At 68.9% G+C, this 22,336-nt stretch carries 18 protein-coding genes; 9 read left to right on the top strand and 9 right to left on the bottom strand.

The window, feature by feature from the left end; all coding sequences use genetic code 11:
* Positions 1–117 precede the first annotated feature (117 nt).
* Positions 118–861, bottom strand: coding sequence for a trypsin-like serine peptidase (locus FJV41_RS17905; protein WP_246137264.1), 744 nt, complete (start codon positions 859–861; stop codon positions 118–120).
* Positions 862–1,087: 226 nt separating this feature from the next.
* Here FJV41_RS17905 and FJV41_RS17900 point away from each other — a divergent pair, with 226 nt between their 5' ends.
* Both FJV41_RS17900 and FJV41_RS17895 read left to right on the top strand, forming a co-directional pair.
* Positions 1,088–1,348 carry a hypothetical protein gene (locus FJV41_RS17900; protein ID WP_141643717.1) on the top strand — a complete coding sequence of 87 codons (261 nt, stop codon included), beginning with the start codon at positions 1,088–1,090 and terminating at the stop codon, positions 1,346–1,348.
* A gap of 244 nt (positions 1,349–1,592) precedes the next feature.
* A complete protein-coding gene (locus FJV41_RS17895) occupies positions 1,593–2,135 on the top strand; it encodes a hypothetical protein (RefSeq protein WP_141643716.1) in 543 nt (180 codons plus the stop codon).
* Between the two features lie 177 nt (positions 2,136–2,312).
* Here the strand turns inward: FJV41_RS17895 and FJV41_RS17890 are convergent, their stop codons facing one another.
* Together FJV41_RS17890 and FJV41_RS17885 are read right to left on the bottom strand one after the other, a co-directional pair.
* Positions 2,313–2,837 (bottom strand): hypothetical protein, encoded by a 525-nt coding sequence (locus FJV41_RS17890; RefSeq protein ID WP_141643715.1) that lies wholly within the window; start codon positions 2,835–2,837, stop codon positions 2,313–2,315.
* Positions 2,838–2,914: 77 nt separating this feature from the next.
* A complete protein-coding gene (locus tag FJV41_RS17885) occupies positions 2,915–3,652 on the bottom strand; it encodes a class I SAM-dependent methyltransferase (RefSeq protein WP_141643714.1) in 738 nt (245 codons plus the stop codon).
* Positions 3,653–3,907: 255 nt separating this feature from the next.
* On the opposite strand from FJV41_RS17885, the gene FJV41_RS17880 reads away from it, so the two are divergent.
* Together FJV41_RS17880 and FJV41_RS17875 are read left to right on the top strand one after the other, a co-directional pair.
* The gene (locus tag FJV41_RS17880; protein WP_141643713.1) at positions 3,908–4,789 is read left to right on the top strand and encodes a hypothetical protein; all 882 of its coding nucleotides are present in this window, start codon (positions 3,908–3,910) and stop codon (positions 4,787–4,789) included.
* Positions 4,790–4,830: 41 nt separating this feature from the next.
* Positions 4,831–5,724, top strand: coding sequence for a hypothetical protein (locus FJV41_RS17875; RefSeq protein WP_141643712.1), 894 nt, complete (start codon positions 4,831–4,833; stop codon positions 5,722–5,724).
* A 123-nt stretch (positions 5,725–5,847) separates the two neighbouring features.
* Here FJV41_RS17875 and FJV41_RS17870 read toward each other — a convergent pair whose 3' ends face one another.
* A complete protein-coding gene (locus FJV41_RS17870) occupies positions 5,848–6,237 on the bottom strand; it encodes a DUF1304 domain-containing protein (RefSeq protein WP_141643711.1) in 390 nt (129 codons plus the stop codon).
* Between the two features lie 91 nt (positions 6,238–6,328).
* Here FJV41_RS17870 and FJV41_RS17865 point away from each other — a divergent pair, with 91 nt between their 5' ends.
* The 4 genes from FJV41_RS17865 to FJV41_RS17855 all read left to right on the top strand — a co-directional run bounded on the left by FJV41_RS17865 (position 6,329) and on the right by FJV41_RS17855 (position 9,262).
* Complete coding sequence (locus tag FJV41_RS17865) at positions 6,329–6,925, top strand: TetR/AcrR family transcriptional regulator (RefSeq protein WP_141643710.1); 597 nt, start codon at positions 6,329–6,331, stop codon at positions 6,923–6,925.
* Between the two features lie 66 nt (positions 6,926–6,991).
* On the top strand, positions 6,992–7,207 hold the full coding sequence (locus tag FJV41_RS54955) for a cittilin family RiPP precursor (protein WP_217441976.1): 216 nt from the start codon (positions 6,992–6,994) through the stop codon (positions 7,205–7,207).
* A 119-nt stretch (positions 7,208–7,326) separates the two neighbouring features.
* Positions 7,327–8,679 (top strand): cytochrome P450, encoded by a 1,353-nt coding sequence (locus FJV41_RS17860; RefSeq protein WP_141643709.1) that lies wholly within the window; start codon positions 7,327–7,329, stop codon positions 8,677–8,679.
* The gene (locus FJV41_RS17855; protein WP_141643708.1) at positions 8,663–9,262 is read left to right on the top strand and encodes a class I SAM-dependent methyltransferase; all 600 of its coding nucleotides are present in this window, start codon (positions 8,663–8,665) and stop codon (positions 9,260–9,262) included. The genes FJV41_RS17860 and FJV41_RS17855 overlap by 17 nt, the downstream gene beginning before the upstream one ends.
* A gap of 75 nt (positions 9,263–9,337) precedes the next feature.
* On the opposite strand, the gene FJV41_RS17850 is transcribed toward FJV41_RS17855, so the two are convergent.
* From FJV41_RS17850 to FJV41_RS17835, 4 genes are all read right to left on the bottom strand, one after another.
* Positions 9,338–9,961 (bottom strand): LysM peptidoglycan-binding domain-containing protein, encoded by a 624-nt coding sequence (locus tag FJV41_RS17850; protein WP_174455797.1) that lies wholly within the window; start codon positions 9,959–9,961, stop codon positions 9,338–9,340.
* Positions 9,962–10,218: 257 nt separating this feature from the next.
* Positions 10,219–10,974 carry a hypothetical protein gene (locus FJV41_RS17845; RefSeq protein WP_141643706.1) on the bottom strand — a complete coding sequence of 252 codons (756 nt, stop codon included), beginning with the start codon at positions 10,972–10,974 and terminating at the stop codon, positions 10,219–10,221.
* Positions 10,975–11,189: 215 nt separating this feature from the next.
* The gene (locus tag FJV41_RS17840; protein ID WP_141643705.1) at positions 11,190–12,482 is read right to left on the bottom strand and encodes a GspE/PulE/PilB domain-containing protein; all 1,293 of its coding nucleotides are present in this window, start codon (positions 12,480–12,482) and stop codon (positions 11,190–11,192) included.
* A 179-nt stretch (positions 12,483–12,661) separates the two neighbouring features.
* Positions 12,662–13,438: an SDR family NAD(P)-dependent oxidoreductase gene (locus FJV41_RS17835; RefSeq protein WP_141643704.1), complete on the bottom strand. Its 777-nt coding sequence runs from the start codon at positions 13,436–13,438 to the stop codon at positions 12,662–12,664.
* 122 nt (positions 13,439–13,560) lie between these two features.
* Here FJV41_RS17835 and FJV41_RS17830 point away from each other — a divergent pair, with 122 nt between their 5' ends.
* Positions 13,561–13,983, top strand: a complete 423-nt coding sequence (locus FJV41_RS17830) for a winged helix-turn-helix transcriptional regulator (RefSeq protein ID WP_141643703.1) — start codon at positions 13,561–13,563, stop codon at positions 13,981–13,983.
* Between the two features lie 49 nt (positions 13,984–14,032).
* On the opposite strand, the gene FJV41_RS17825 is transcribed toward FJV41_RS17830, so the two are convergent.
* A complete protein-coding gene (locus FJV41_RS17825; protein WP_141643702.1) occupies positions 14,033–22,312 on the bottom strand; it encodes an Ig-like domain-containing protein in 8,280 nt (2,759 codons plus the stop codon).
* Positions 22,313–22,336: the final 24 nt, after the last annotated feature.

The following is a 22,336-nucleotide window of genomic DNA, read 5'->3' as shown; positions in this document are numbered from 1 at the left end:
GACCTTTCCAGGTGAGCGCCCCGCGAAATTCGCGGGGTCTCCCTTCAGACCATTCCGGGTCCGCGAATCCCTCACCCCCCGCTGGAATACTTGCGCAGTGAGGGGTACCCGCCGCGCTCAGCGGTCGGCGATGTCGGCGGCTTGCAGATGCGGGGACGCTTCGACAATCACTTCCGCCGTCCAGCCCCTGTTGGTGCTGCTGTCTTTCGCGTCGCAGTCGCCGTCGGTGTGGATGCCCAGCACGTGGCCTTGACGGTTGAGCACGCCCGCTCCCGAGCTGCCGACCAGAGTATCCAGGTCCGAGTAGTAGACAAGCTGGTTGCACGAGTCCACGTACCTGCCCTCGGCGATGACCTTCCGGCGGCCCCGGGGGTGCTGAATGATGGCCAGCCGCTCGCTGGCCCGCGTCGTCAGCTTGAGCGGGGCGACCTGGGGAAGCACATCGAGCTGGATGAGCGCGTAGTCGGGTTCGAGCGCCTGCTCGATGACGGTGCCATCGGTCATCAGCGGGTCGCCGTCGGGCTCGTCCTCGAAGTTGAAGACGACAAACGAACGGTCCCCGAGTCCGACGCAGTGCCCCGCGGTGAGGACCACGGGCCCCGCGAGCGCTTCAATCAACGTTCCGGTACAGCCTCCGTTGATCATGACGACAGCGTCCTCCGCGTCCTGGAGGTCGGCGAACTCGCCCCGGTAGCTGTTGATGGGGGTGAAGTCGAGGCTCGGACCGCACTGCGCGAAGCTGCTCACCTTCGCCGGCGTGGGCTGCTCGCAGACCGCGGGCACCACGGGCGCGGGAGTTCCTCCGCAGGCGGACAGGCCCAGGACCACGCTGCCCGAGAGGCGTGCGCACCACCGCGTCATGAATGGACCCCAGGGCTCACGCATCATCGCCCGGCAACCGCCGCCCTCTGGAACATTGCGTTCTTCCCTCGCGTCTTGATTCGGGTGGACTCTAGGCTTCTTGGAAAGCCATGGAAACATCCGCACGACGTGGCCCCACGGACCCAGGGGCAATCTCCAGCCGGGAGCGGTAATGCGACGTGTCACCCATGCGAGAGAGGCCTGCGCCAGGGCTCTGTCGCGAAACTTGAATGGAGCCCTTGTCGTCGGATGTCTCACCGCGGTGCTGATGGCCTTGCCCGCTCACGCGGATGATGGCGACCTGGATATGTATTCGTATCCGGTGCTCCTGCTCCTCATGCTGGAGGTCTTCTGGCCGGTGTTGTTGGCGGCGGTGGTCGCCGTCGTGGCGGTCTGGCTCCTGTGGCGAGCATTTCGTCGCCGCGCGAACCGGCGTGCTCCGGTGCGTGGGCGAGGTGTCCGTCGCGACGTCCGCCCGTCGAAGTGACAGGGGCTTGAGCAGTCGGCTGCACACCAGGGCGCCCGTTGTGCAGTGGATTGCGCACACGGCGCGCGCGGGGGCGCCCGCGCTCTCCTGGGAGCGCCGTGAAACAGCCGGAGAGGTCCCTGCCTTGCAGCCCGCGGCGGCCATGAATGTGCTGACGGCTCGACTCGCGTGGACGTGTTCCCTGTGGCTCTCCTGCTGGGTGCTTCTTCCTGGCGTCTGCCTCGCGCAGACAGGGGAGGGCGCCGTGGACGAACCGCTTCCGGGAATGCAGCCACGCAAGGCCCTCCGCTTGCTCGATGAGCCACCGGTACGAGAGCCCGCGCACCCCGTGGTGCGCCTCCCGTTGGAGGTCGTGGCCATGTCGCTGACCTCCGCGTCCCTGGCATTCACGGGCGCGTATGTCGGGGCCTTGTTTCGCGAGGCGACAGGCGGTCCAACGACGGGGTCGACGGAAGTGATTTACGGCGCCCTCGTAGGCGCCTCGCTGGGGGCCCCGCTGGGCGTCTGGTGGGGAGCGCGCATCGCGGGCGGCAGGGGGACCTTGGAGGAGACCTACCTGGGGACGGGCGTGGCGGCGGCAGCGGGCGTGGTGGCCTCGCTGTTCCTCAAGTACGACGAGGCCCGGGCCGGGGTCATCACCGCCTTCTGTCTGGTGGGCGCCGTCGTGAGCTACGAGGTGTCACACGCCTCGAACGCTCCTGCCCCGCCCGAGCCCGCCGTCAGCCTGGCACCGTCCCTGACGCTGACGCGCGACCACAAGTTCCTGGGGCTGTCCGGCCGCTTCTGAGCGGATGACGGGCAGGGGCTCCGCTCAATAGAGGTTCTTCTTGGAGGCGAGCGCGCCCGGCCGTCCTCGTCGATGTATCCCATGACGACGAGCAGGGATGTAGGGGGCCGCCTTCCAAGTTGACGACCGCGCGAGGAGTCCCGTCCTGTCCGGGCGGGGCTCCTCGACGCACCCCCGTCAGTGGCTGACTTCGTTCAGCCGGATGCCGTGCTTCTTCGCATAGTCCTTCTGCGCCTGGTCGAGCTCATCCATCAGCGTGGAGATCTCCAGGGCCCGTCGGTCCAGCTCCGCGCCCAGCGGTTCAATCTGCGCGTCGGTGAAGCCATCTGGCAGGGCGGCGATCTGCTGCATCGTCGCGAAGAACGCGATGTGGCTGTTCAGATAGGCAATCAACCGGGCGTGCAACTCGGTGGCATCCTCGGGGATGGGATACTTCTGCGTGGCCGCCAGGTGGCTCGACACCAGCTGGTGGAGCTTGCCCAGCTCTGTCTTGTATCGGCCCAGGTTCTTGCGGCCCTGGATGTCCTTGGAGAACCCCTCGGCGCGCTTGCCGTTCAGCCAGGGCTCCGACGTCGACGTCATGGTGTTCCACATGGAGACGCTCGCATCCATGTACTCTTCGGCGTTCAGCTTGTCGCGCCCTCCAGAGGTACATGCGCCGACGAACAGGGTGAGCAGGGCTGTGAGGCAGAGGCGATTCATGAAGCTCCAGGAGCGGGACGAGGGGGCCGCCACCATCACACCGTGGGCCCCACGCAGTCGAGGTGTCTTCACGCGGCTCACCGCTCGCAGCGCAGCGCCACCGCGTGCGGGTTATCCAGGTAGTCCTGCCAGAATTCCCGGCCATATCGGGCGATTCCCTCAGGGGAACACTCGGGACGCATCCAGGTGAGGGTGTGAAAGCCCGCATCTCGAAGCGCCTGCTCGTACGTGGCCCGGCTCCAGTAGGAGAAGTGGATGGTGAAGGGCGTCTTCGTGTGCAGCTCCGCGGAGAGCATCTGTCCCTCCCGAGGGGACCCCGGGAAATCCAACATCGTGATGCCATACCGCGTGCTGTTGGGGCCCTTGGCGCTGAACTCGGGGTTGAACGAGTACGTGACGAAGCTGCCCCCGGGTTTCAGGTGGGCATGGATGTTCCGGCACATCCGCAGCATGTGCTCGGGCGAGTGCGCGTAGTGCAGTAGGTAGATGGCCGTCACGACATCGAACGTGCCCAGGGGCGCCAGGTCGGCGACGTCCGACACGTGGTACTCGATGCCCACGGGGTGTTGGGCTTCCTGTCGCCTCGCGACGCGAATCATCTCCTCGGAGATGTCGACGCCGACCGCCCGGCGGGCGCCTCGCGCCTTGAGCTGCCGCGTGTACAGGCCGTCGCCACAGGCCAGGTCCAGGACGGTCCGTTCGGCCACCGAGCCGAGCGCTTTGAAGAAGGAGTGCCCCTCGATGTACTCCGAGCGCACCGGCAGCACATCCCAGTCCGCGACCTTCTCTCCAATCTCGTCATATTGCGCCGACATGGCCCACGACCTTTCCAGGTGACGTCCGAGCGGCCCTGGCACCCGAGGTGCTGAAGGTGAGCCGGGGCGGTTCGGGCATCGTGTCACCGCACCCCGCACGGCGTCGACGCGGAAAAATCGCGCACGAATGGGTGAGGGGAAATCTCCGCGACCTTCGTTGAGGAGCCAAGGCCGGAGAACGCACGGCGGACCGCGTGCGCTTCTCCCGTCGTGACAGGCCAACCATCGATACCCCACACGGGGGGGAGCAGGACCATGAAGCTCAGGAAGCAAACCAGGCAGTGGACGGGCGCGACCCTCGCGGGGGCGCTGCTCCTGCCCGCGGCGGTGCTGGCGAACGAGACCCATGTCTACGGCATCGCGAACTTCAACGGCGCGGCGAGCGGGCAGTGCGACGCCGACTCGCACTCCGTCCACACCAAGACGGCGGGGGAGTTCGCCGGCTACTTCAACTCGCTGGTGAACGCCGGGCAGTGGACGGACGTCCGCACGCTCAACAACACCAGCGCGCGCACGGACCTCTGGACGGATGCGTCGAAGGGGAGCGCGGCGAACGCGAAGGACACCCAGGCCAACGCGGGCGTGGACGACGCGGATATCCTCTTCGTCCACACGCACGGCGGCCACAGCGAGGCGAATCTCCGCAGCTGGCTGGTGATGGGGAGCAACCTGGACGCGTGCTCGGCCGTCACGGATACCCACATGAGCCTGGGCAACGGGAAGCTGAACATCGCCGTCGTCAAGGCCTGCCAGTCCGGTGACTACCAGGTCTGGAAGCAGGGGGGATACCGCACCGCGCTCGTGACGAACACCAGCGGGTTCACCATGTGGAACGCGTTTCACGGCGACTCGTCGTGCGGCAACCACGTGAAGCGCTACGTGAAGCGCTACGTGGCCGACTCGAAGACGTCTGGCGTGGGCGAGAACTGGATTGACGAGGCGTACGACAGGGACTGGGGCAAGAACAACGACGACTGCCCGGTGTCCATCGTCTTCGGCGACACGAAGGCGAAGCGGGTCGCGATGTTCGAGTCCGGTGGCTGGAAGGACCGTCACAACACCGGCGGCAAGGTCGCCTCCTCCATCTTCTACGTGGGCGGTTGTGACCCCTCCAGCGGCCAGAAGCTTCCGGAATGAACGCCGCCTCCTTCGACCCTGTTCAGAAAGAACGAAACGCCATGAAGACCCCATTCATCCGCTTCTTGACCGCCCTTCCGCTCGCCGCCGCGCTGGGTTGTGACAGCGCCGCCACCGTCGTCGAGCCCGTGGACCCCCAGACGCAGGTCGCGTCCGCGACGACCGTCGGCTTCGTCTTCGACTCCACCCGGATCGCCACGCCGCCCACCGGAGGCATTCCCACCGACCTGCTTCCTCGCACCGCGTTCAACGACGCGGTGCTGCAGGGCGCCCTGGTGGGCTCGACCGAGGCCTTCACCACGACGGGGACGCTCGGGTCGCGCCGAGATTTGGAGTCGCGCACCTGGACGCTGGAGAACGACCCGTCCGAGGGGCAGGTCCTGGTGCTGAACAGGCTCGGCAGTGGCCCCGCGGTGCCCCAGGAGCCCGCGGTGATGCAGCGCACCGCCATTGCCCGGCTGCAGCGCTGGGGAATCCCCGCTTCGGAGATCGGGGCGGTGTACCAGGTGAAGTCCTTCCTGGAGACGGAGGAGGACGGCGTCGCCGCGGTGCCGGAGCTCCACCGCTACAAGACCTTCGTGATGCGCGCCATCAACGGCATCCGCGTGGAGGGCCACCGCGCGGTGGTGTCCCACGGCGTGGATGGCACCTTCCAGCGCGCGCTCATCTCCTGGCCGCCCCTGGCCCGGGTGGGCCACCTGCTGCGCACGCGGCTGAGCACGGCGGACATCGAGCAGCGGGCCCGCGAGGCGCTGCTGGCCGAGGGTGAGACCGCGGGCCCCGTGCGGCTCTTCTGGAAGTACGTGCCCACCCAGCTCAGCACGGGCGAGTGGGCGCTGACGCTCCAGGTGGGCGCCGCGATGGAGGCCCTCACCGGGACGACCCACACCGAGGAGTCGCGCGTCGTCGACGTGGACGTCAGCCCGGTGCAGTAGCCCCACGTCCACTGGCGCCACGGGCCCGGGAGTCCTCGCGAACCTCGCGAAGGCTCCTGGGCCTTCGCTGTTCAACGCACGCGCCTGCGAGCACGCCGCCAGCGATGCCCAGGTGCCGTGGCCTCACCCGCGCGAGTGCACCGCCACGAGCACGATGGCCAGCAGCGGCAGCGCGCCCTGGACGACGCTGGCCAGGAGGAAGTGGCGGTTGCTCGAGACGAGCACCAGCGCCGCCAGCGCCATGCACGCGCAACCGAACATGACGGCCGCCACACCGGAGGTGACCGCGCCGGTGCGCACCAGCGCCACGCCCACGAGCACGCCCAGCGCGAGGAACAGGTTGTAGAAGCCCTGGTTCAGCGCCATCGGCTTCAGCACGTCCGCCTCCGCCTGCGACTTCAGCCCGAAGCGCTGCCACACCTCCGGCCGCGAGAAGACGATGCTCTCCATGACGAAGAACAGCACATGGATGAGCGCCGCGATGACCGCGAAGACCTGCGCCAGTAACGACATGATGACTCCCCTCCGGGATTCCGGTATTCTGGACCAATCAGTTCCGAATCCATATTGAAACGTTCGGTCCAGAATTGTCAAGGAGGGTGACGTGGCGCGTACGCGTGCGTTCGACGAGACGGAGGCGGTGCGCAAGGCGCTGGGGGTGTTCTGGTCTCGGGGCTACGAGGCCACGTCGCTTTCGGACCTGGAGACCGCCACGGGGCTGAACCGCTCCAGTCTGTACCAGGCGTTCGAGAGCAAGCGGGCGCTGTTCTCGCGGGCCGTGACGCTGTACCTCCAGGAGGTCATCACGCCCCGGCTGGTTGTCTTCGCCGCGAGCCCGCTGGGCCTGGCGCAGGTGGTGACGTACTTCGAGTCGCTCGCGACGACGATGGGCACCGCGCCCCAGGCCCTGACGCGCCGGGGGTGCCTGCTCGTCAACACGGCGACCGAGCTGGCCCCGCATGACGCCGAGGCCCACCGCGCGGTGGAGGACTACCGGGCCCTCTTGCACGGACACTTGACGCGGGCGCTGGAGGCCGCGGCGCGAGCAGGCGCCATTCCCCGGAAGACGGTGGCGCGTCGCGTGGAGCTGCTGGTGGGGTCTGTCATTGGGGTGCTCGTCACCGCGCGACTGGATCCGGTGGCCGCCGCGAAGCTCGCGCGCGCGACGGCGAGCGAGGTGGAGGGTTGGTCCGAGGGGTAGGGCGCACGGATGTCACCCGGGTGTGACTGAGCAGGGTTTGCCCGCACAGCCTCCGCTCTGGTGACAATGAAAAACAGTGCCTCCTCTATAACCAATCAGACGGGCTTGCCCAGACATCCTGGGCATGCCACATTTTGCCGCGCTGACCCTTTGGGCAGCCAACAGCAACACGCAACCACCTCAAACCGGGAGTTCGCCATGAAGAAGGCCCTCTACTCTTTGGCTGTGCTGATGCGGATTGCTCGCGCGGACAAGCTCTCCGCTCCCTACATTTATTACTAGTCAACAGTCGTCAGGCAATGCGCCCTGACGGTTGGGTCGGATGACCTCGCAGTCGTGGGTGGAGTGAAGGTCCTGCTCCTCCCACGCGACGGCTGTCTTTGAATGCTCCCAGGAATTCCATGCCGCAAGTGCGCCTCCCCCCAGGGCCCAGGGGTCACTTCATCGCAGGCAACCTGGTGGAGTTCTCCGAGGACCCGCTGGGGTTCCTCACCCGCTGCGCCAGGGAGTATGGCGACGTGGTGCGGCTGGGAAAGCGCAACTACCTCCTCAACCATCCCGACCTCATCGAGCGGGTTCTGGTGAATGGAGACGGCAACTTCGTGAAGCTCGCCGGCGTGGGCCAGGGCAGGCGACACAAGGGCGGCTTTCCCGAGGCGATGATGAACAGCGAAGGGGAGGACTGGCTGCGAAAGCGGCGACTCGTCCAGCCCGCGTTCCATCGCAAGCACGTGGCCGCGTGTGGCGACACGGTGGTGTCCCTCACCGAGCAGCGACTGCGGACGTGGCGTCCCGGGGAAGCGCGCGACGTGCACTCGGACGTGTCCGCGCTGGCGCTCGACATCGTCAGCCGCTTCCTCTTCCACACGCCCATCGACGATGAGGCGAGGCACGTGGCCGCCGCCGTGGACGCTGTCATGCGGCACACCGACAGCCCGTTGCGCCCGCCCATCTGGGTTCCCACGCCGACGAACCTCCGGCTGCGCCGCGCGCTGGGGCGGCTCAACGTGCTGCTGGAGACGCTGGTGCGTCGCTACCGGGAGCAGCCCGCGGAGCGCACGGACCTGCTCGCCCTGCTGCTGTCGTCCCCGGTGCCCCTGTCGGAGGGGCAGCTGCGGGACGAGCTGGCGACGATGATCATGTCCGGGCACGAGACGACGGCGGACGCCCTCGTCTGGGCCTGGTACCTGCTGGCCCAGCACCCCGACGCCGAGGCGCGGCTGGGGAGCGAGCTGGACACGGTGCTCGGGGACCGGCTTCCTGGCGCGGAGGACCTGCCGAGGCTGCGCTACACGGAGGCCGTGGTGAAGGAGGCCATGCGCCTGTACTCCCCGGCCTGGATTACGAGCCGGGAGGCGGTGCGCGACTGCGAGCTGGGTGGGTTCCACGTCCCGTCGGGGACGATGCTGGCGGTGAGTCAGTGGGTGACCCATCGCGACGCGCGCTACTTCGACGCACCCGAGTCCTTCCGTCCCGAGCGCTGGCTCTCCGAGGACGCCCAGCGCATGCACCGGTATGTCTATTTCCCCTTCGGGGGCGGGCCCCGGTTCTGCATCGGCTCGGCGCTGGCCATGATGGAGACGGTGCTCATCACCGCCTGTGTGGCGCGGCGCTTCCGGCTGGAGCTGGCTCCGGGCTGCGTGGTGCGACCCCGGCCCGCGCTCGCGCTCCAGCCGCTCGGAGTCCGGCTGATTCCCAGGCCCCGCGCTCGCGGTGGGCAGGAGGGCGAGGTGCGACATGTCGCGGGAGCCTGAAGGGGGCGCGGTCCGGCGTGAGTTCTTCCGCGCGGCCTACGCGCTGGGCGCGCCCTGGGACATCGGCCGCCCCCAGCGGGCCTTCATCGAGCTGTGGGAGGCCGGAGGAATTTCCGGTGAGGTGCTCGAGGTCGGCTGCGGCTTCGCGGAGAACGCCCTCTTCCTGGCGGCCCAGGGCCTGCGGGTGTGCGGAGTGGACCTGATGGAGCCCGCCATCCTCCGGGCTCGCGAGGCGGCCCGGGCCCGAGGGCTCGAGGTGGCGTTTCATGTGGGCAACGCGATGGAGCTGGCCTCGCTGGGCCGGCGCTTCGACACGCTTATCGACTCGGCGCTGCTCCACGTCTTTGAACCCGGGGACCGGCCGGCGTTCGCCGCCAGCCTCGCGAGCGTGCTGCGTCCGGGCGGGCACTACCACGCGCTCTATTTCCGCGACGGTCCGCGCGCGGTGCCCCCGGATGCCCTGCGTGCGACCTTCGGCGAAGGCTGGCGCGTGAAGGGCATCCGGGAGGCGCACTACGAGCAGACGGACCCCGAGGGGGCGCGGGCGTGGCTTGCCACCGTCGCGCGCGTGGCGGACGAGTAGGGCCCCCAGAAACGACGAAGCCCCCGGCCCATCTCGGGGCCCGGGGCTTCGGGGAACGCCACGATGCGACGGGTGCTACTCGATGGGCATGAAGACCTTGAAGCCCGTGCGACCGCCGTTGGTCGTGTTGCGCTCGATGAAGTCGCTCGCGGAGGAGTGGCCGTCGCCGAGGGTGACCGCAGTGTGGCCGTAGATGCGGCCCAGGTTCGAGGAGGTGCTCTCCCAGGTGAGGACGAGGCCGGGAATCTTCAGCGCCTCCTCCAACGTCATGTCGACCTGCTTGAACTTGTCGCGCGGCAGGTTGTTATCAATCTGGTTGCCGTTGCCCGACACGCCAATGCCCAGGGCGTTGCTGATGGCCCGGCTCACGCCCGTGGCGCAGAGGCCCTGGCTGTTGTAGCCGCCCATGCCCATCGCCGCCGCGCGGGCCGCCTCCGCCAGACGCTGCATCTTGTTCGACGCGTTGCTGGGGCCCACTCCCGTGGGACCGCCCACGTCATTCCCACCGCGGACGCCCTGGTTGTTGCCGCCCGCGTCGAACGTGTCGCGCGTGGAGTGCCCGATGCTCAGGTTGTTGCCCGAGTAGATGAGGTCGGGGTTCGAGATGTTGTTGTCGCGGGCCAGCTTCTCGACAGTGGTGCCGAAGCGGGCCGCCAGGCCGGAGAGGGTGTCGCCAGGACGGATGCGGTAGTTGGACATGGTGGCTCCTTGCGACAATTCTCGGGAGTTCCCGGCCTGAGTTGCGGCGCTCCTCCCAGATTCTTGGGTTGTTTACCAAATTGTAAGATTCCACCCCTGCCGGCCGGCTCGGCCGATGCGGCGCACCTCTTCGGCGCGGCGAAGAAAGTCTCTTTGAATTCAGGGGGTTGGAGGGGAACAGGGCCTTGGGGGAACAAAAAAGGCCCTGCCGGTGGGCAGGGCCTTCTTTTCAGCGCCCTGAACAGGGGTGCGGCGAGCTACTCGGAGTAGTCGTACTGGGCCACGAGGTGCCAGGCGCGGTTGTACTTGCGCCACCGGGTGAACCAGCCGCTGTGGCAGCTCCCCGTGTTGCTGGCGGAGTAGCCGTAGACGAAGCCGTTCTTGACGAGGGCCACGAGCTGGGGTGAGCCGGGGTTCTCGCAGGGCTGGGTGACGCGGACGGACTGGTAGGCGGCCTCGGCGTAGACCTCTTCCTGGCCCTCGAAGTCATAGAGGGAGTGGACGTCGACGGAGGTGGCGGTGCCGAGCTGGGTGGCCTGCTGGGTGTCGCTCAGCGTGAGGAAGGTCTGCAGGTTGGCGAGGGTCGCGGCCTCGGAGGTGAGCGTGCCGGTGAGACGGTGCACGGCGCCATTCGTGTCGGAGAGCGCGGCGCGGATGGCGGCGATGCCAGCCGAGCCCTGGTAGACGGACGTATCACCCCAGGTGAAGCTGAGGGCCGTACCCGCGGTGTAGGCGCTGAGCGCGCAGGAGCCGCCGGTGCCGGCGGGTACGACGAGGATGATCTTGCGGAGGCGGTGCTCGGGATTCAGGAGCGCGATGCACTCGTTGCCGGCGACGCCGTCGTAGTTGCCGGCCGGACGCATGGCCTCGACGACGTTGTAGACGCGGAACGTGGGATCCGTGGCCTGTTGCTCGAGGCTCTCGAGGTTCTCAGTGTCCGTCTCGGGGCCCAGACAGCCAGCAGCGAGAGATGCGGCGAGGAGGAGGGATGACAGTCGGAGTGGGATGTGCATGGCCGTGGAAGATAACACGCCCGATTTGAATGTTATCCGAACATTTCTGTGACATGTCGGGTTGCGCCCTACCCGAGCCATCCTCGAATGGTGTGTTCAATCCCTATCCGATTCCCACCACCAAGCTCGGTGGGTGCCAGGTTGCCGCCCCAGTCACACCGCGCTGATCGCCCAGCAGTACGACTCACCCGCTGTATTCGTTCGCTCCATTCCCCTCAGCGTCGCGCCTTCTTCTGGCCCGCGTTGGTGGCATCCGCCAGAAGGCACATCACTGAGTACAGGTTCATCGTGTAGAGGTTGTTCTCCGGCGCCAGGTCCGATGCCTTCTGGAACAGGGCCGTGGCGCGCTCGTAGTCGCGGTGGTGGTTCAGGACGATCATCCCCAGCCGGTTGTAGAGCGGCGCGGGTGATGGCAGCAGGCCGATGCCCCGCTCCAGCAGTTCGACGGCCTCGGCCCACCGGCCTTCCTGTTCCATCCGGATGACGCGCTGGAGCACATCCTCGTTCGCGTCCTCCGCGCGAGGCGCCGGCTCTCGAGCCACCGGCGGCGGAGGTGGTGCGGCCACTGCCTCCGACGGGGTTTCCCGGGCGGAGGCTGCTCGCGACGTCGGGGGCGGTATCTCGTAGAGCCTGGTGACTCCGCGTTCCTCCAGTGACGCGAAGAGCGCGCGCAGCTCCACCTCCGCGAGCTGGGTGATGAGCGACAGGTCCGCCAGGGAGGTGTGGCCGTCCACCAGCGACAGCACGTACGCCTCGAAGGGGCTGAGCCTCAGGTTCGCGACCTTCAGCCCTCCCACGATGAACGGCCGCGCATTGGCTCCCCCCGTGGGTGCATCGAACGACGAGGTGCGCGTGGCCTCCGCCTGGGGGGCTTGGGGTGTCCCGGAGGTTCCATTCCGCTCGGGCTGTGTCAGCAGGGCTCGCACCAGCGACACGTTGTCGCGAGGAGGCAGGTCCTCGACGTGGCGCACCAGCAGCAGCTCGCAGCGCGGACACTGGAAGTCCTTGGGGAGCGTCGGCGCGCCGCAGTGGGGACAGGCGTCATCTTCCGGCGGGTGCTCGAAGGCGTCCGCGACCGCGTAGTAGTGCTTGCGGATGGCCGCGCGGATGGACCTGCGAATCGCGACGAAGGGCAGCACCTGGGTGACGCCCACCGTGCGAGCAATCTCGTCCAGCGCTCGCTGCCGTTGGGGCTCCGCGATGGCGACACAGAGCACCCCCGGGTCCAGCCGCAGCGGCATGAAGTCGAAGCCCTCCGCCAGCCGCACGGGAACCCGCTCCAGCAGCGCGGGGCCGAGCTTCGCCTGGGCCAGCTTCTCCGTGGAGACGAAGCGCGTCTGGAGCTCCCGTGCCAGCAGGCGGAGCACCGGCGTTTCGTCCACGCCCAGCCGGACCAGGCACTCACCCAGCTTCTGGCCCGTCTCCTGCTGATGGGCGAGCGCCCGGGAAAGCAGCTCCGGCGTCAGCACGCCCTCCAGCACCAGCCGCTCCCCGAATCTCCGCGTCATGCGCTGATTCAAGGCTGTGTCCCGCCTCCCCGTCCACTGGAAGCAGGCGCGCCCGGGTTCCTGGGCGCGATAAGTGGACGGAAAGGGGAGGGGCAAGTGAATCATGACTCACCCTTCAGCTTCACGCGCGCGCCTCCGTGTTTCCGTGTGGGCTGATGGGGTGGAGGCAGCCTCGCCGACTAGAGGCGATATCCGCCGGTGACCTCGACGCGCTGGCCGGTCATCCACCCGGTTTCGGGTGCGAGCAGCATCGCGATGACGCCCGCGACGTCTTCGGGTTCGCCGACGCGCCCGAGCGGAGTCTCGGCCGCGACCGTCTTCTGGAGTTCGGGGTCGCGCATGACGCCACCTCCGAAGTCCGTGGCGATTCCGCCAGGCGCCACGACGTTTACCGCGATGCGGCGCGCGCCCAGCTCCACCGCGAGCGCCCGCGTAAGCACCTCGACGGCCCCCTTGACCGCGGCGTAGGTCGAGAAGCCGGGGTACACGTAGCGCGCGAGTCCCGTCGACATGTTGACGATGCGCCCGCCGTCGGAGATCAGCGGCAGCAGCTTCTGCGTCAGGAAGAACGGCCCCTTGAAGTGCACCGCGACGAGCTCGTCGAAGGTGGCCTCGGACGTCTCGATGAACGGCGAGTAGCCGCCGATGCCGGCGTTGTTGACGAGGGCGTCGAATCGCTCACGAGACCATGTCTGCTTCAGCGCCTCGCGGACTTCGGCGGTGAACGCCTCGAAGGTCCCCGTCTTGCCGACGTCGAGATGAAGCGCGACGGCGTTGCGTCCCTTGGCGCGGATGGAGGCGACGACGTCGTTCGCCTCGTCGTGGCCTGTCCGGTAGGTCACGATGATATCCATTCCCCGGTCCGCGAGGGCCAGCGCAGTGCTTCGGCCGAGGCCTCGGCTTCCGCCGGTGATGAGGGCAATGGGAGCGGTGGATCGCTTCGTGCCAACGGACATGGAGATTCCTTTCAGGAGTCGCGTGATTTCTGGCACGGATTGTCCATACGCTCCCTCCTGGCGACTACAGACCTTTTCACCCTCTACGGACGTCTTCGTTCCATAGGAACCCAGAGGTAACCATGCCCATCATGAAGGAGCTCCCGCTGGTGCCCGCGGAGCGCGCGCTGAAGGTGATTGGGGGCCGCTGGAAGGTCTTCGTCCTGTACTTCCTCTTCGAGGGACCCCAGCGGCTCTCCGAGCTCCGGCGCGTGATTCCTGGCGTGAGTCAGAAGGTCCTGGTGCAGCAGCTCCGGGAGATGGAGGCGCACGGGGTCGTTCGCCGCGAGGTGTTCGCCGAGGTGCCACCGCGTGTCGTCTATTCGGCCGCCGCGCTCGGGCTCAGCCTGCGGCCGATAGTGGGGGCGCTCTGTGACTGGGGCCGTCTCCATGCTGACGAACTCCGCGCCCTCGACGAGCCGGTGCCACCCGCGACCAGCCGCGCGCGCAAGGCGGGCACACCTGCTCGCCCGAGTGGGGACGAGCGGCCGCGCCTCCGCGGATGACCTGCTCGATACGTGTCGAGCAGGTCATCCGTCAGCGCCAGGGTGATGCTCAGCGGGCCTGGACGTCCTGGGTGCGCCGTTCGCCGGCGCGGTGAAGCCGGCTCAGCAACGGCAGCGCGAGGAGCAGCAGCGCCAGCGGGGCGAAGGTGCCCGTGCCGCCCGTGCTGCAGCCACGGCCCGCGATGAGGAAGTCATCGTTGCCGTCCAGTGGGTTCGAGCCGCCGGAGGCTTCCTCGCCGTCGCTGGCCCCACCAAGGTCGGTGTCCGCGTTGTTCGGGTCCGTCTCGCCGTTGCCGAAGACGCCGTCGTGGTTGGCATCCTCCACGCCGTCCACCAGTCCGTCGCCATCCGTGTCGGCGTTGAGCGGGTCGGTGGGGTTGCTGCCCTTCACCTCCACGCCGTCGCTCAGGCCGTCCCCATCCGTGTCGGGGATGTTCGGGGCCGTCTCCGTGGCATCGACGCGGCCGTTGTGGTCGGCATCCTCTTCGCCGTCACTCAACCCGTCACCGTCCGTGTCCGGGGTCTTCGGGTCGGTGATGGTGCTCGGGTCCGTGTCGGGACGGAAGTGGGGTGAGTCACGGTCCGTGTCCGCCGGCGCGCTCTCCCGCGTCACGCCCATCTCCGTGCCGTCCATGAGCCCGTCGTTGTCGCTGTCCGGGTCCAGCGCGTCGATGACGCCATCACCATCCGTGTCGGCGAGTCCATCCAGGCCATCTGGAACGCCGTCGGAGTCGGTGTCCGCGTTGCGTGGGTCCAGGCCCCGTTCGATTTCCGTCGCGTCGTCGATGCCGTCAAGGTCGGAGTCGAGGTCGTCCTCGGGCCGCAGGGGATTCGTCTCGCGCGAGTCGACCCGGCCGTTGTGGTTGGCGTCCTCGATGCCATCGCGCACGCTGCCGCCATCCGTGTCGGGGTTGAGCGGGTTCGTCACAGTCGTCGGGTCCGTGTCCGGCGTGAAGCGCGTCAGGTCCGTGCCCGTGCCCTGGGGCTCGGTGAGGCCCAGCTCCAGGCCGTCCGCGAGCAGGTCGCCGTCGGTGTCCGTCTTCTTCGGGTCCGTCTCGCCCGCGTCGACGACGCCGTCGTGGTTGGCGTCCTCGTTGCCATCCAGCAGGCCGTCATCATCCGTGTCGTCGTCGAGCGGGTCCGTCCCAGCGACCTTCACCTCGATGCCGTCTGGCAGGCCGTCGCTGTCCGTGTCCGCGTCGTTCGGGTCGGTGCCCAGCACGAGCTCCTCCGCGTCCGTCAGTCCGTCGCCATCCGCGTCGGCGGTGACCACCCAAGCGTAGGTGGCCGGCGTGTCGTCCACGTTGCCCGCCGCGTCCACGGCGTGCACGTTCAGCGTGTGCGCCCCTAGCGCCAGGTCGGTGAAGCGGACCGGGTCCGTGCATGGCAAGTAGGCCGCTCCGTCCAGGCCACACTCGTAGGTGACGGCCGCCTCGTTGGAGTCGAGGTCGAACACCGCCAGGGCAGGGGCCTCCGTGAGTGGAGGGCCGCTCGCGATGAAGGTGTCCGGCGCCAGGGTGTCCACCGTCCACGTGAAGGACGCCGGCGTCGGGTCCACGTTGTCATCCTCGTCCCGGGCCCGGACCTTCAGCGTGTGCTCGCCGTCGGTCAGGCCGAGCAGCTCCACCGGGTTCGTGCAGGCCGCGAAGGTCGCGCCGTCCAGGCTGCACTCATACGTCACCGCGGGCTCATCCGAGCCGAATCCGAACGTGGCCGCTTCCTGGCGTGTCAGCGCGGGAGGCGTCTGGGTGAAGCTTGTCTCTGGCGGCTGCGCGTCCACGTTGAACGTGTGCGTCACCACGGTGCTGGTGTTGCCCGCGGCGTCCGTCGCCGTGACGGAGACCGTGTGCGTGCCGTCGGCGAGCGGCGAGCCACCCGGGAGCGTCCACACTCCCGAGCTGCCCACGGCGAAGGAGTCGAGGGTGAAGCCGTCCGCCACCACCGTCACCGTGCTGCCTGCCTCCGCCGTGCCGGAGTACGTCACCGCCGCGGTGTCCAGCACCGCGCCCTGGGCAGGGAAGGTGATGGCGACCGCAGGAGCCTCGGTGTCCACCGTCCACGTGTGTGTGGCCGGCGAAGCGTCCCGATTGCCCGCCGCATCCACCGCGCGGACCGCCAGCGTGTGCGCGCCGTCCGCGAGGGGGCCGGCCTCATCCTGGACAGTGCACGGCGCGAAGGCCGCGCTGTCCAGGCTGCACTCATAGGTCACCGAGGCCTCGTTCGACGAGAAGACGAAGGCCGCGAGCACTTCGTTCGTCAGGGCCTCCGGGCCGCTGTCGATGGCGGTGTCCGGCGCAGTGGTGTCCACCGTGAAGGTGACGCTCGTCGCGGCGCTGGTGTTGCCCGCGGCATCCGTCGCCGTGACGACGGCGGTGTACGTGTCATCCGCCAGCGTGAAGGGGAGCGTGAAGGTCCAGTGGCCACTGGAGTCCACGGGGATGGGGCCGTGGGTCGTGCTTCCCACCGTCACGAGCACCGTCTCCGCGCCGACGGCCGAGCCGGTGAGCGTCACGGTGCCATCCGCGAGAACGGCGCTCGGGGCAGGCGCGGTGATGACCGGGGCATTCGGAGGCGTCAGGTCCACCGTCCACGTGTGCGAGGCGGGCGAGCCGTCGACATTTCCCGCCGCGTCCACTGCGCGGACCGCCAGCGTGTGCTCGCCTTCCGTGAAGCCCTCGAAGGTGACCGGGCTGGTGCACGCCGCATAGGTCGCGCCGTCCACGCTGCACTCGAAAGTGGAGTCGGGCTCGCTGGAGGCGAACTCGAACGTCGCCGAGGACTCGTCGGTGAGGAGCGCGGGGCCCGAGGTGACGAGGGTGTCCGGCTCCGTCGTGTCCACTCGCCAGGCGTACTCGGCCGGCGTCGGGTCCACGTTGCCCACGGCGTCCACGGCGCGCACGAGCAGCAGGTGGTCGCCATCCACAAGTCCGGTCTGGTCCAGTGGAGAGTCACACGTCGCGAAGGCGGCACCGTCCAGGCTGCACTGATAGCCCACCGCGCCACCCTCGGAGCGCAGCTCGAATGAGGCCGACGTCTCGCGCGTGAGCCGCGCTGGACCGGAGTCGATGAACGTCTCGGGCCCCGTCAGGTCGATGAAGAACCCATGGGACGTCGCACCGGAGCTGTTGCCCGCGGCGTCCACGCCGGTGGCGGAGACGGTGACGGGGCCTTCGGGCTGCTCCACCGGAAGGGCGAAGGTCCAGTCGCCGGCTCCATTCACGGGGACGGGGCCATACGTGGCGGTCCCCACCTCAAGGTAGACGTGGCTGTTGGGCTCAGCCGTGCCCACGAGGGTCGGCGTCGCGGTGCCCACCACGGTGCCGCTCGCGGGCGAGACGACGGTGGGCGACACGGGCGCCGTCCGGTCCACCGTCCATGCGTAGGTCGCGGGCGTAGCGTCGGCGGTCCCCAGGCCGTTGACCGCGCGCACCGCCAGGGTGTGGCTTCCTTCCGCCAGGCCGCTGAACGCCACCGGGCTGGTGCAGTCCGTGAAGGCCGCGCCGTCCAGGCGGCACTCGAAGCGGATGCCGCCGTTCTCCATGCGCAGCACGAAGGCGGCGGACGTCTCGCGAGTGAAGGACTGCGGACCGGAGTCGATGAAGGTCTCCGGCGCGGACAGGTCGATGGCGAAGTCGTGTGACGTGTCCTCGCTGGTGTTGCCCGCGGAGTCTGTCGCGGTGGCCTCCACGGTGTGAGGGCCTTCCGCCAGGGTGTCCGGGCTGGGGAGGCTCCAGTGGCCGTCGATGTCCGCCGTCACGGTGCCCACCACGTCGCCGTCCACCACCACCGTGACCTGGGCGAAGGGCTCGGCGGTGCCTTCGAAGACAGGCGTCGCGGTGGCGATGGTGGCGCCGCTGGCGGGTGCGCTGATGACGGGGGCTTCCGGCGCCTCGGTGTCCACGGTGAAGCTCGTGGGCGCGCTGGCATCGCTCTCGTTGCCCGCGGCGTCCGTGGCCGTGGCCGTCGCGGTGTGCGGTCCCTGGCCCAGCGGGGTGGCCGGGGTGAAGGTCCATTCGCCCTGCGCGTTCACGGGAGCCGTGCCCAGCACGGAGCCATCCACCGTCACCGTCAACAGGGTTCCCGGCTGCGCGGTGCCGGAGATGGCGGGCTGCCGCGTGGGCACCACGACACCATTGGCGGGCACATCGATTTCGGGCGCATCCGGCGCGGTGGTGTCCACCGTCCACGCATAGGTCGCGGGCGTCGGGTCCACATTGCCGGCCGCATCACGAGCGCGCACGGCCAGCGTGTGGCTGCCCTGGGCCAGTCCCTGGAACGTCTCGGGATGAGCGCAGGCGGTGAACGCCGGCCCGTCCAGCGCGCATTCGTAGGTCACCGGGTCCGTGTCACTTCCGAAGCCGAACGTGGCGGAGGTGGTGTTGGTGATGGAGGCTGGCTGGCTCGTCAGGATGGTGTCGGGCGGCGTGGTGTCTACCGTCCAGGTCCGGGTGGCGGGCGTCGCGTCCGTGTTGCCCGCGCCGTCGCGAGCGCGGACCGCCAGGGTGTGGCTTCCGTCCGTCAGGGACCCGAAGCTCGCGGGGTTCGCGCAGGTGGCGAAGGTCGCACTGTCGAGCGAGCACTCGTACGTCACGCCTGACTCCGAGGCATCGAACGAGAACGTCGTGTCGGCGCTGTTCGTCAGCGCGGACGGGCCGGTGACGATGGTGGTGTCCGGAGCGGACGTGTCGATGCTCCACGCATACGTCGCGGGCGACGCATCCACGTTGCCCACGGCGTCGCGGGCGCGGACCGCCAGGGTGTGAGGGCCGTCCTGGAGCCCGGGGAAGGGCTGTGGGGTGGCGCAGGTGGCGAAGGTCGCGCCGTCGAGCGAGCACTCATAGGTCACCTGCGTCTCATTGGAGCTGAAGCCGAAGGTGGCCGTCGCGGAGCTGGCCACGGGCGCCGGGGTGCTGGTGAAGGATGTCTCGGGGGGCGTGGTGTCCACCGTCCACGTGCGGGTGGCCGGCGTCGGGTCCATGTTGCCGGCGGCATCCACCGCGCGCACCGCGAAGGTGTGAGCGCCATCCACGAGGTCCGTGTGTGTCACGGGGCTCGTGCAGGAAACGAAGGTCGCACCATCGAGCGAGCACTCGAACCTCGCCGGGCTTTCGGTGGAGGCGAGGGAGAACGTCGCACTGGTCGCCGCCGTCGTCCCCGTGGGGCCGCCAGAGAGGGTGGTGTCCGGCGCGGACGTGTCGATGGTCCACGTGTACGTCGCGGGCGTCGGGTCCACGTTGCCCGCGGAGTCCACCGCGCGGACCTGCAGCGTGTGACTGCCTTGCGCCAGTGCCGGGAAGGCCTGCGGGTTGGTGCAGGGAGTGAACAGCACCTCACCATCCAGCCGACACTCGAACGCCACGCTGCTCTCGTTGGAGGTGAAGTCGAAGGAAGCCATCGCCGAATTGGAAGAGGACGGCGGAGTGCTGGTGAAGGACGTCTCCGGAGCCACCGTGTCCACCGTCCAGGTCCGGGTCGCGGGAGTGGCGTCGAGGTTGCCCGTGGCGTCACGGGCGCGCACCGCCAGGGTGTGGCTGCCCTGGGAGAGGGTGTCGTAGGTCGCGGGCGTCGAGCAGTCGGTGAAGCTCGCGCCATCGAGGGCGCACTCGAACGTCACCGGCGTCTCGCTGGACGTGAAGGTGAACGTCGCGCTGGTGGAGTTCGTCGTCCCCGACGGACCGGTGACGATGGTGGTGTCCGGCGCCACCGTGTCCACGCTCCACGAGCGGGTGGCCGGCGTCGGGTCCACGTTGCCCGCCGTATCGCGAGCGCGAACCGCCAGCGTGTGATTGCCCTGGGAGAGGGTGTTGTACGTCGCGGGCGTCGAGCAGGAGGTGAAGGTCGCCCCGTCGAGGCTGCACTCGTAGGCAATGGAGCCTTCGGTGGAGCTGAATGCAAAGGTGGCGCTGGCGGAGTTCGTTGCACCGGACGGTCCGCTGACGATGGTGGTGTCCGGCGCCACCGTGTCCACGGTCCACGTCCGGCTGGCGGGTGAGGAGTCCGCGTTGCTCGCGCCGTCCACCGCACGCACCAGCAAGGTGTGGCTGCCTTGTGACAGGCCGGAGAACGTCGCGGGGCTCGGGCAGGACGCGAAGGTCGCGCCGTCGAGCGCGCACTGGTACGTCACCGACGCCTCGTTGGAGCCGAAGGTGAACGTGGCGCTGGCGGAGTTCGTCAGTCCGGACGGGCCGCTGACGATGGTGGTGTCCGGCGCGACGGTGTCCACGCTCCACGCGCGGGTGGCCGGCGTCGGGTCCATGTTGCCCACCGCGTCCACGGCGCGCACCGCGAGGGTGTGATTGCCCTGGGCCAGGGAACCGAAGGTCGCCGGCGAGGCACAAGGCGCGAAGGCCGCGCCATCCAGGCTGCACGCGTAGGTGACGGGGCTCTCGTTGGAGGCGAAGGTGAAGGACGCGCTGTTGGAGGCCACCGCGCCCGTGGGCCCGGTGACGATGCTCGTGTCAGGCACGAGGGTGTCGATGGTGAAGTCCACCTGGGTGGGCGGACTGACGTTGCCTGCCGGGTCGCTGGCCGTCACCGTGGCGGTGTGCGCGCCCTCGGAGAGCGCGATGCTGGTGCAGGACCAGTCGCCCGTGGTCGCATGGGCGGGGGCGGTGCAGACGACGACGCCGTCGACCACCACGCTGACGGTGCTGCCCGGCTCGGCCGTACCGGAGAAGACGGGCGTGCTCGTCGCCACGGTGCTTCCATTCGCCGGGGCCGTCACCACGGGCGCATCCGGGACGGACACGGTGATGGTCGTCGGACCGGTGGTGTTCGACGAGGGGGAGCTGGTGGCGGAGCTGGCGGGAGCGCCTCGCTCGCCCGCGGCGGTGAGGGTGGCCTGGTTGGCGATGACTCCGGAGGCAGAGGCCTTCACCACGGCGCGGAAGCGGACGGTGGTGCTCTGTTGAAGCTGCAGGGTGCCCCCCAGCGTGGCCGTCGCGCCGGTGCCGAGCCGGACCGTGATGACGCCCGCCGCGCTGACCTCACCCACGTCGTCGCCCGGGGCGTCCGTCAGCACGCCCGCGTTGGGGCCGGAGACAATCCGCAGCGAGCCCGGCTGGAAGGTGAGCTGGGCGGGCAGCGGGTCCGTGAAGACGGTCTCGATGCTGACGTCGTCGCCCGTGTTGGTGGTGACGATGCTGTATTCGATGACGTCGCCTCCGCGCAGCGAGCCATCCGCGCGCGGGTTCACCGCCGTCGCGGTCTTGTAGGTGTTGGTGAAGTCCGGTCGGAGCGTGGCGATGGACGTCGCGAACGCGCCGAGGATGTACGAGTCACCCGTGGACGTGGCGGTGAGCGACATCGACGTGGCGCCCCCCGTCACGCGGTGGGTGATGTCCACCACGTCCATGTCCACCCCCGACATGCTCGCCTGCGCGCCCGTCGGGCGGGGCAGGTCATTGGCGTGCGTGGAGGGCGTGCCGAGCACGGAGCGCGTGCCGTTGAAGAAGTTGTTCGCGGGGTTGGCGGCGTCGGAGATGCTCACGCCATTGACGAGGAACTGGTCGCCTGTGCGCGTGGCGTCACCCTCGAAGGCCAGCACGCCCAGCTTGGCATCGAAGCCGGACGGCGGGACGGTGAAGCCCGACAGCGTCACCGTCTGGGGGTTGCCGCTGCTGACGTAATCGATGCCATCGAAGAGCGCCAGGTTGCGAATGGGCGAGTCGGGGTGCCGGTAGAAGACCACCAGCGCCCACGCGCTGAACGGGTCCATGCTGTTGAGGTTGGCGAGCGGCACGGCGTCCACGCCGCTCACCTCGTAGACGCCCGTGCCGTGGGCGGCGACCAGGCTGGTGACGTCCGCGGAGGACTCGTAGATGTAGCGATTGCTCGGGGCGTAGCTGTGCGCGACGTCCGCCGTCAGCTGCTGCGTGAAGACCCCGGGGCGGCTGAACTCCGCGGTGGTGTCCGGGGTCCGCTGCGACGTGGTGGTGGACAGGTGCGCGGCCCAGTACAGCCGCGCATACGTCACGATGGCGCCGGTGGGGATGCTGAGCGCGGCGCGGCTCCGGGCATTGGTGGGGCTCACGGAGGTGTTCGCGGTCGCCACGCCTGATTGGAGGGTCCAGTAGACGTCCACCGCGTCATCCGAGGTGTTCGACCCGCAGCTCCCCACCGTCCCCACCAGCGGCGCCGGCACACCGGAGGCGCAGTCGTGGGCGAGCGTGTTGCCCACCATCAGGAGGTCGCCGCGCTGGTTCGCCGTGTGGCGCAGGATGGGGGCCGCCGCGCCCTGACTCGAGGACACCATCCACAACAGGGGGAGCAGCCACTGCAGACGCAAGATGGCGCGACTGCTGGCCCGGCGAGGAGACGTTGAGGACATGGGAGCACCAGGGCGTGTCTCTTA

Origin of the sequence: Myxococcus llanfairpwllgwyngyllgogerychwyrndrobwllllantysiliogogogochensis, from assembly GCF_006636215.1 — a bacterium.
Classification (GTDB): domain Bacteria; phylum Myxococcota; class Myxococcia; order Myxococcales; family Myxococcaceae; genus Myxococcus; species Myxococcus llanfairpwllgwyngyllgogerychwyrndrobwllllantysiliogogogochensis.
This window is presented reverse-complemented; position numbering and strand designations above follow the sequence as displayed.